Source organism: Porphyromonas bennonis DSM 23058 = JCM 16335 (assembly GCF_000375645.1).
Lineage (GTDB): Bacteria > Bacteroidota > Bacteroidia > Bacteroidales > Porphyromonadaceae > Porphyromonas_A > Porphyromonas_A bennonis.
In genome coordinates, this window is the sequence record NZ_AQWR01000058.1 from 1 (window position 1) to 9,425 (window position 9,425).

Below are 9,425 nucleotides of genomic sequence, written 5' to 3' on the forward strand. Positions count from 1 at the left end.
CTTAAAGCAAAGAAGTGATAATCCCTGTCGCTGTGCAATCCTGTCGACTGATCCCAGCCCTGCTGCTGCCGCATGCCGATCCCGCAGGGGCGAAGCCCCGGAGGGATCATCGCTTTTTAGACCGGGTGTCGAGGCACGAAGTGCCGAAGACCCCGGGAAACGACGACGCATTCAAGGTATACGACCCCGCTAGGGTGTCGCACATACCAGTCAGTCAATCAGTGCGACACCCTAGCGGGGTCGCGGGATCGCTTTCAACGCCTGACCCCCGGGTCGTCGGGGCTACGCCCCTCGACCCGGGTCTAAAAAGCGGGCACCCCTGCCGGGGTGCTTCGTTCACCACTCTTTACAATGAGTTGAATGGTTTCTGTACCACTCAAATGCGTCACCCCTGGCCCGCCCTCGGCAAGATCGCCTGAGACCTGCCATCCGGATGACCGAGAGACGCCCTCAAACTAATACCGGTATTAGTCATCACTATAGTCGGTATTAGTCAACACTAATACCGGTAATAGAAAACTCTATTATCGGTAATAAAAGTGGCAGGCAATCTCTGTGTGCCCCTCCCGGCGACCCACAAGGGGTCGAGTCATAATGCCTATGCTATAACATCGGTCTTCGCCACTTCGTGGCTCGACCGATGCCTAGGGAACGGGCATCCTTACGGATGCCAACATGCCGTTTATTTGACGTTTTCGTGTGCCCCCCTGCGGGATCTACTCAGGCAGGATGGCACACCGGCAAGGGGACTTACTGTTTCGCCCGGATGTCGAGGGACGCTGCGAATCGAATCTCTGCGGATGGTGAGTGTCACTGTGTAGAGTTTTGGTCATGAAAAGACAGAAAGAGACTCGAAGAGACAACCCCTGCCGGTGGAGGTGGTATATTTGCACCACTTAAGCTTCCGGACAAGTCACGCGTTTCCTGATCGGTCGCCCCTGAGTTGCCCTCTGGACTGTAGGAGGAGACCCTAAGGTCGGAGTGCGTTAAGACGGTGCAGCATCATGTCTGAGAGAGCTTCCTCAGTCAGGTCGAGGTGACTTGCTGCCCGGCTATAGATCGTCCGGAGCGGGAGATCGCTGTCGTCGGTCTCGAGGAAGAAGGGGAGCGTAGGGACCGCCTCCCAGTGGTACTTCGGATGAAGGCTGACCCGGATATGCGCCTCCTCCAGCTGACGCAGGAGCTCCGGCTTTCCCCTAAATCCATGGACCACCCAGACGCCCTCCGGATGAGCACGCCGCTCCCTCAGGAGGAGGTGCCAACCGCCCACCACGTGTAGGATGAGGGGACAGCAAAGCTGATCGGCGAGGACGATGTGACGTCGCACGAGAGCGGTCTGCTCCTCCATCGACCACGAGGAGCGACGGTCCCAACCGCACTCTCCGATGCCGAGGAAGCGCTCACCCAGCTCATCGCTCCGCCGGAGGAGCAGACCCCCCGGATCGGCGTAACGACGCTCATCCATCGGATGGATCCCGACAGTGTAGAGGTCCGACCGATCGTCAGCCTCCTCGTCCGGCATAAGCGAGCGAACCGCGATGACTGTGGAGTCACCGCGGTAGCGCTCTATATTATGTAGGTGGGTATGGAAGTCAAGCAGCCTCATGGCACAGGGTCGTAGCCACTACCACCCCAGGGATTGCACCGCAAGAGACGCCAGATAGCCAGGAGCAGCCCCTTGATCGGACCATGCTTCCGGATCGCCTCGATCGCATACTGGCTGCAGGTGGGTGTGAAGCGACAGGCGGGAGGCGTGTGGGGGCTGATATACTTCTGATAGAAGCGGATCGGCAGGATCAGTAACCTACCGACGAAGGCCCCAATGCTGTGAATGATAGACCTGAGACTCATAGGGAGGACCCACTCTTTACCTCCTCACAGAGGCGGGCAATCGACTTGGAGACCGCTGAGGAGAGTCGCTCTGAGCGAGAGACATGATCACCGATATAGAGCAGTCCCACGAGGAGGGTCGCCTCCTGCTCTGCTGCGAGCGCCCTGAGCGGGCCCTTCTGCAGCCGCCACGCCTCGCGGGTGCGACGCTTGATCGTATTGCGGTCCACCGCATGGCGGATCAGCCGCTTGGGGACGGAGATAAGGACTTTGAGCGGCTCCACCGACGGCTCCTCCAGACGCCAGACGACGCGGTAAGGATAGCAGACGAAGCGACTCCGGCTCTCGAAGAGCTGCCGAATCTCCTCCCGCAGATAGAGCCGCTCGCTCTTCGTCAGCCCATACTCCTTCATATGGATCTACTCCGCCGCCTTTTTCTCCTCCTGCAGATAGTGTTCCAGAGCAGCGGTCATGCTCGGGTACTCGCGCGTCGGTGCACTGATATGCACCTGCAGACCCGCCTGCTCGAGCTCCTCCCGCGTGCCCTCGCCGAGACAGCCGACGATCTGACGGCCCTGCTGATAGTCGGGATAGGCAGCCTTGATGGCAGAGAGACCGTTGGGGCTGAAGAAGAGGAGAAAGTCAAAGGAGTCGATTTCCTCCGATGTCACATCAGCATAGATGATCCGGCAGACGTCACAGACATCCACCTTCACCTTAGTATCCTGGAGCATTGCCACCACCTCAGAGCTGCGCTCCTCTATCTCCGGCACGAGGAACTTCTCCTTATCGTGCTTGCAGATGATGGTCTGGAAGTCGGACGAGGAGCCATTCTTCTCCGGGAAGAAGATCTTGCGCTTGCGTACGGTGATAAACTTCTGCAGAAATAGAGCAACGCGCTCAGAGGCGCAGAAGTACTTGAAGTCCTCCGGCAGCGTGCAGCGCAGATCGCTCACCAGCTTGAAGAAGTGTGTAGTGATCGTCCTCGATGTGAGGATCACCGCCGTATGCTTGAGAATATCTACCTTCTGGTCCCGAAACTGCCGTGTCGTCAGTGTCTCGAAGTGGAAGAGGGGCTTAAAAACCAGCTCTAGACCATACTCCTCTGCCAGCTGATAGTACGGTGAACTCTTCTTGGGCGGCTCCGGCTGCGGTACCAGGATTTTACGTGTCTTTGTGGACATTTGTGATATACTACTGATTCACACTAAGTGAGGCGACCTTGAGCAGATAGAGCAAGGGGCCTATTTCGCAAGCGCAAAGGTACAAAATAATATGCAGGGGATAATGGCTGAGGTGACTGAAGATCCGGATCTCCCTATAACATAGGAGGACGCGGTAGACCACATAAAGCACCCCGGAGACAGTGATCAGTGCCGAGACACTCATCGGAGTGAAGAGTCGCAGTAGGAGCGGGATGAGGAGCGTATTGGCAGCGACGATCAGCAGGATCAGGTAGTCCGCCCACCAGAGGGAGATCTGCTCCGAGTGACAGAAGGTATAGACCATCCACGCCTGTACCACAGTGGCTATGATAAAGAGGAGTGCCACCCATAGGGTTACCCTCCCGACACTGAGCCAGAAGCCACTGAGCGAGAGGGAAGCGACACCACTCGACTCCGGTAGCAGAAGCGTCACTAAGAGGGACACCAGGAGGAGACTCTCCAAAAGCCCCACGACGAAAAAGCCCACAGATGGGAGCATCTCACCGACGCGAGGGATGGCACGAGAGGGAGCTGTCAGCAGGAGCAGCGCTCGACCTCGACCTCGGGGACGTATCAGCTGGTGGTAGAGCAGCACGCCGATAGCCACCAGGACGATCGCCACGGCTATCAGACTATCAGTGTAGGCGGGAGCTGAGTCGACGTACTGCGCCTCCTCATAGGTCTCAAACACCGGCCATGCAGACCTCAGCTCCTGACTCAAGGTGTCCCCCTTTGCTTAAAGTACGGTCTTACCCCTCCACCCACGGCTGAGCCGCCGGGACGGCTCGCCACACTCTCTCCGGCAGCTGAGCCAGCGCCCGATCCTCCGCCCGGTGCATCTCTGCCTCCAGCTCCGGCGTCACGTCATCCTGACCACAGAGGTGGAGTACCCCGTGGATCATCACCCGGAGCAGCTCGCTCCCGGGCGCCACACCCAGATCTGCGGCGTTGAGCCGGATCTGATCAAGGGAGATCAGGATGTCCGCCACCAGCACCTCATCATCGTCTCCGCTCGGGAAGGTGATGATGTCCGTGTAGTAGTGATGGTCGAGGAACTTGCTATTCATCTCGAGCATCTGCTCATTGTTGCAGAATTGGTAATTGAGCTCTCCAATGGTCTTTCCATAGCCCTCCGCCACGGACGTGATCCATATGCCCACCTCTCGGCGGAGAAATGGGGGGACGGCCTCGCTCTCTGAGTAATAATGAATAGCCATAGACACCTGTATTATATTAGTCGGGAAACTTCGGCCCATCGGGCGCACCCTTGCATCGCCCGGGAGGACACTGCAAAGGTAGTCATTTTATTGCACCCCACTCATTACTGATAAAAGAAATGCCCCTGACGAGCAGGGGCACTTCCAACAGGCTATTATCCCGATCCGACGAAGGGGGGATCATTGGATCAGATGGGAGCGGCGAAGCAGCGCGTCTACCGTTGCATCCCGACCCTTAAAGGCTCGGTACAGCTCCGCCGGATCCTCCGAGTCGCCCCGCTCGAGGATATTCTCCCGGAAGCGGTCAGCCGTGGCGCGGTCGGTGAGACCATTGTGGATAAACTCCTCAAAGGCATCTGCGTCCAAGATCTCGCTCCACTTGTACCCATAGTATCCGGCGGCGTAACCTCCGCTGAAGATGTGGGTGAAGGAGGGACTCATCGCCGTCCCGACCGCATGCGGAAGCAGCTCCAGCCCCTTGCGCGCCTCTGCCTCCACCTCCTCGATGTCAGTGGGTAGGGTCTCTGGATCGGTGGCATGCCACTTCATATCCAGGTAACCGAAGGTGAGCTGACGTATGCAGCCATAGCCGTCGAGGAAGAGCGCATTCCTCTCGATCGCATCGAGCAGATCGTCACCGATCACCTCTCCGGTCTGATAGTGCTTCGCAAAGGACTTGACGAAGTCGCGCTGGCGCATCCAGTTCTCATTCATCTGCGACGGCAGCTCGACAAAGTCATGCTCCACATTGGTTCCGCTGAGAGAGGCGTGCTTCACCGTCGTCAGCAGACCGTGGAGGGCGTGACCAAACTCGTGGAAGAGAGTCGTCGTTTCATCGAAGGTGAGAAGCGACGGCTTCTCATCGCTGGGTGGGGTAAAGTTGGTCACCAGGCTGATCACCGGGCGTACCCCCTCGTACTCCTCCACATAATTGGTCATCCAGGCACCGGACCGCTTCCCCTTACGAGGGAAGTAGTCGAGCAGCAGAGTCCCCAGCAGCTGTCCCTCACGCAGCACATCGTACGCCTCCACATCGGGATGGTAGACCGGCAGCTCGCCGTTGCGTCTCAGCTCGATCCCGTAGAGCTTGCCGGCGAGACCAAACATCGCCTCTACGACGGAAGAGAGCTCGAAGTAGGGTCTCGTCTGCTCCTCCTCATACTTCAGTGCCTTCTCCCGATAGAGCTCAGCATAGTAGCTCCAGTCCCACGACTCCAGCTTCGTGATCTGGTCCCGACGCTCTGCCTGACCGGCTATCGTCTCCACCTCCTCACGCGCCTTGGCGAGGTAGGCATCGCGCAGCTTATCCAGCATATTGTAGACCGCCTCGGGCGTCTTCGCCATCTTCTTGGATAGTACTAGGTCGGCATAGGTCTCGTGACCGAGGAGCTTGGCGATGGAGTGCCGCAGCCGGACGATGTCGTAGATGGTGGCGATGTTGCTCGTCTCCCTCGAGGTGTCGTAGCAGAGCGTACCTCGGTCGCGGTAGATCTGCTTGCGTGTCTCCCGATTGCTGCAGAATCGCATGAGCGCACTGTAGGATGGCATGCTGAGGTCAAAGATCCAGCCCTCTACGCCCTCCTCCTTTGCCCTCTTCCGTGCCTGCTCCAGAGCTGAGGAGGGCAACCGCTGGAGAGACTCACCATCGAGGACTGAGAGACGATAGGCATTCTGCTCCCGCAGGACGTTTTGCCCGAAGCGGAGCGTCGCCAGGCTCAGCTCCTTCCGCAGCCCCTTCAGCTCCTGTCGGCTGCTCTCCGGCAGCATCGACCCATTGTCCCGATAGGACTCGTAGGTGCGGAGAAGGAGTCGCTTATCTATACGCGAAAGCGCATCCTGAGATGCCTCGTAGATCTTCTTTACCTTGGCGGCAATGTCGGGATCAAGAGAGACCTCATTGGCGACGTCGGTCAGCTCCTCCGTCAGCTCCTCCGACAGCTCCATGAGGCGATCGTCCGCATCGCAGCTGAGGAGGTTGTAGAAGGTAGCCGACGACACATCCAACGCCCTACCCGCCTGCTCGAGAGCCAGCACGGTATTGCCAAAGGTGGCAGCCTCTATCGGCACGGAGCGGATCTCCTCCAGCTCCTCACGGTAGGTCTCCAGGTCCTCCCGCACCCTCGCAGCGAGGGTATCCGCATCCCGATGTTCAAAGTCAGGATAGAGTCTCTCCATAATCTGTCGCTATCTTCCGGACCCGACGCTCGTGGCGTCCGCCCTCGAAGTCGGTGCTGAAGAATATCTCCGCCATCTCCTGTGCCTCCTGCACCGGCACGAAACGCCCGGGCAGCACCAAGACATTGGCGTTATTATGCTGCCGGATCAGCGATGCGATCTCCGGCATCCAGGCGAGTCCCGCACGGACAGACCGGTGCTTATTGAGCGCCATCTGGATCCCCTCACCGGAGCCGCAGACACCGACACCCATATCCACCTCGCCACGGTCGAGAGCGTCACCCAGCTTGTGGGCAAAGTCGGGATAGTCGCAGCTGGCTGACCCACTGTCCGTCCCGTAGTCAATCAGCTCCACCTCGGGAGCCCACTTCGCGAGGAAGTCCCTCACCGCTATCTTGATGTAGTATCCGGCGTGGTCACTGGCCAGACCTATCTTCTGTACTCCTGCTATCATAGTTTACTTCTTTCCCAATAGCTCCATCACCTCACGGCAAACTGTCTCAGCCGTGTAGCCAAATTTCTCATCCAGCACCGTGTAGGGGGCGGAGAAGCCAAAGGACTCCATCCCGTGGATCCGCCCCTCACTGTGAGAGATCATCCCCTCCAGGGTGACCGGCAGACCGGCAGTCAGGCCGTAGCGCGGTACGCCGGGGAGCAGCACGCTCTCCTGGTAATCCTCCGGCTGACGACGGAAGAGTCCCTCGCTCGGTATGGAGACGACATTGACCCTAATACCTCGCTCACTCAGCAGCTCGGCACCGGCTACGAGCGTACTCACCTCTGATCCGGAGGCGATCAGCACAGCCTCGGGCTCCTCGCACTCGATGACGGTATAGCCGCCCCGCTCCACGCGGAGGCTGTTAGTATAGTCATTCTCGGGGAGGTTCTTGATATTCTGTCGGGAGAAGATCAGTGCCGTCGGGCTCTTCGTGTTCTCCATCGCCATTTTCCACGCCACGGTGGTCTCCTCCACATCGGCAGGACGAAGGACCAGCATCGAGTTATTCCCGGAGTGGTTACGCAGCTTCTCCATCAGGCGGATCTGTGCCTCCTGCTCGATCGGCTGGTGCGTCGGACCATCCTCACCGACACGGAAGGCATCGTGGGTCCAGACAAACTTTACCGGCAGCTCCATCAACGCACAGAGGCGGATCGCCGGCTTCATGTAGTCGCTGAAGACGAAGAAGGTACCGCAGGCGGCAATCAGCCCGCCATGCAGCATCAGCCCCATGCTCACCACCGCCATCGTCAGCTCTGAGACACCCATGTTGATGAATTGGCCGTCGTAGTTGTCCCGCGTAATCGCAGTGGTTTTCTTGAGGAAACCATCCGTTTTGTCGGAGTTGGAGAGGTCGGCACTGGAGACAATCATATTAGGTACCTGCTCGGCGAGATGTCCGAGGACGGTCGCCGAAGCATTGCGTGTCGCCTTATCCGGTGCCTGCTCGATCTGAGACCAGTCGACGCTCTTCACCTCAGGGTCCAGCCACCGCTCCAGTTCCTCTGCTGCCTCCGGCTTAGCCTTGCGCCAACTGTCGAAGCGTGCCTGCCACTCTTTCTTCTCCTCTATGAGCGTCTCACACCGCTTGGCGAAGCACTCCTGAACCTCGGAGAAAATGACAAAGGGGTCGTCCGGATCGCCGCCCAGACCGGCGACGGTGCGACGAACGTCGGCACCGGCCTTGGAGAGCGGCTGACCGTGCGTCGACACCTGATCCTCGAGCGAGCGACCGCCCTCCTTGTCGATCGCCCCCTTCGCCATCAGGGTATGACCGATGATGAGTGAGGGTTTGCCCTTGACCGTTATGGCCCCATCGAGAGCGCGACGGATCTCCTCCGGGTCATTACCATTGATGTCAAATATCTCCCAGCCCCAGGCGCGGTACTTCATCGCCACGTCCTCGCTATCCACCTCGTCTACACGGGTGGAGAGCTGCACCTCATTGGCGTCGTAAAACATGATCAGATTATCCAGCCCAAGGTGACCCGCCAGACGACCGGCCCCCTGCGAGATCTCCTCCTGGATGCCTCCGTCGGAGATAAAGGCGTAGATCCGCTGCTGCATCAGTCCCTTATCGAAATGGGCGCCCATCTTCTTCGCCGCAATGGCAGCACCCACCGCCATCGTATGTCCCTGACCGAGCGGTCCGGAGCCATTCTCTATCCCTCTCGTGATATCCAACTCAGGGTGACCCGACGTCGGACTACCCCACTGACGGAAGGCCTTCAGCTCCTCCATCGTGAAGAAGCCCTGCATCGCCAGCACGCTATAGAGCATAGAGGAGAGGTGACCGGGGTCGAGGAAAAAGCGATCCCTGGCGATCCACGCCGGGTCCTCCGGATCGTACCGGAGATACTCGGAGAAGAGCACAGCGGCGAAGTCGGCGCCACCCATGGCTCCTCCGGGGTGACCGGACGAGGCTCTCTCCACCATGGAGAGAGCAAGGATCCGGATATTATCTGCGATCTTGTGGCTTAGAGAGTTACTACTCATCGTTACGGTGTATTGAAGTAATGGTTTATTAGTCGGAGTTGTGGCAGGCATAAGCCTACGGACAAATATACCAAGACCTTTGCAAAGAGACCCCACTGCGAGGACAAACTAACAGGAGGTCCCAAGTGGCTCATACGGCTAATTCGCATTTTGATGTGCTGGGATGGGGAGGATGGTGAAAGGGGAGTTGTTGATGTGAGGGATTTAGGAGAAGTGGAGGGCGATGCGGTAGAGAAAGAAGTCGGTGTTTCTGGCTCCGTAGTTGACGCTGATGAAGCGCTGGAGGTTTTGGTTGAGAGCCTCCGCCTTGGCGTTGCTCTCCCGGCGGTAGAAGTACCTCAGAATGGGGGTGGAATTTGACCNGAGGAAGTTGGCGATGTTGCGTATCTCCTCCANCTCGCTCTCCATCCCTTCTTTGGTGATGAGCATAAGATCTGCCTCCTTTATCTTGTACTTCCGATCGCTGTACCGCGGTCGTATCGGCTCGTACCACTTCCGGATCCT

At 58.4% G+C, this 9,425-nt stretch carries 10 protein-coding genes; all 10 read right to left on the reverse strand.

Annotation, left to right across the window (positions count from 1 at the left end; all coding sequences use genetic code 11):
- Positions 1-970 precede the first annotated feature (970 nt).
- The 10 genes from B088_RS07690 to B088_RS07735 all read right to left on the reverse strand — a co-directional run bounded on the left by B088_RS07690 (position 971) and on the right by B088_RS07735 (position 9,350).
- On the reverse strand, positions 971-1,606 hold the full coding sequence (locus tag B088_RS07690) for a TatD family hydrolase (protein WP_018107845.1): 636 nt from the start codon (positions 1,604-1,606) through the stop codon (positions 971-973).
- Positions 1,603-1,851: a membrane protein insertion efficiency factor YidD gene (gene yidD, locus B088_RS07695; RefSeq protein ID WP_018107846.1), complete on the reverse strand. Its 249-nt coding sequence runs from the start codon at positions 1,849-1,851 to the stop codon at positions 1,603-1,605. The genes B088_RS07690 and yidD overlap by 4 nt, the downstream gene beginning before the upstream one ends.
- Complete coding sequence (locus B088_RS07700) at positions 1,848-2,243, reverse strand: ribonuclease P protein component (protein WP_018107847.1); 396 nt, start codon at positions 2,241-2,243, stop codon at positions 1,848-1,850. Before B088_RS07700 ends, yidD begins: the two co-directional genes overlap by 4 nt.
- A gap of 6 nt (positions 2,244-2,249) precedes the next feature.
- Positions 2,250-3,014: a uroporphyrinogen-III synthase gene (locus tag B088_RS07705; RefSeq protein WP_018107848.1), complete on the reverse strand. Its 765-nt coding sequence runs from the start codon at positions 3,012-3,014 to the stop codon at positions 2,250-2,252.
- 10 nt (positions 3,015-3,024) lie between these two features.
- On the reverse strand, positions 3,025-3,756 hold the full coding sequence (locus tag B088_RS07710) for a DUF4271 domain-containing protein (RefSeq protein ID WP_025082245.1): 732 nt from the start codon (positions 3,754-3,756) through the stop codon (positions 3,025-3,027).
- Between the two features lie 28 nt (positions 3,757-3,784).
- Positions 3,785-4,252, reverse strand: coding sequence for an rRNA maturation RNase YbeY (gene ybeY, locus B088_RS07715; RefSeq protein ID WP_018107850.1), 468 nt, complete (start codon positions 4,250-4,252; stop codon positions 3,785-3,787).
- A 180-nt stretch (positions 4,253-4,432) separates the two neighbouring features.
- Positions 4,433-6,427 (reverse strand): M3 family metallopeptidase, encoded by a 1,995-nt coding sequence (locus B088_RS07720; protein ID WP_018107851.1) that lies wholly within the window; start codon positions 6,425-6,427, stop codon positions 4,433-4,435.
- Positions 6,408-6,881, reverse strand: a complete 474-nt coding sequence (locus B088_RS07725; protein WP_018107852.1) for an RpiB/LacA/LacB family sugar-phosphate isomerase — start codon at positions 6,879-6,881, stop codon at positions 6,408-6,410. The genes B088_RS07720 and B088_RS07725 overlap by 20 nt, the downstream gene beginning before the upstream one ends.
- A gap of 3 nt (positions 6,882-6,884) precedes the next feature.
- Positions 6,885-8,921 carry a transketolase family protein gene (locus tag B088_RS07730; protein WP_018107853.1) on the reverse strand — a complete coding sequence of 679 codons (2,037 nt, stop codon included), beginning with the start codon at positions 8,919-8,921 and terminating at the stop codon, positions 6,885-6,887.
- Between the two features lie 204 nt (positions 8,922-9,125).
- Complete coding sequence (locus B088_RS07735) at positions 9,126-9,350, reverse strand: transposase (protein ID WP_425413756.1); 225 nt, start codon at positions 9,348-9,350, stop codon at positions 9,126-9,128.
- Positions 9,351-9,425: the final 75 nt, after the last annotated feature.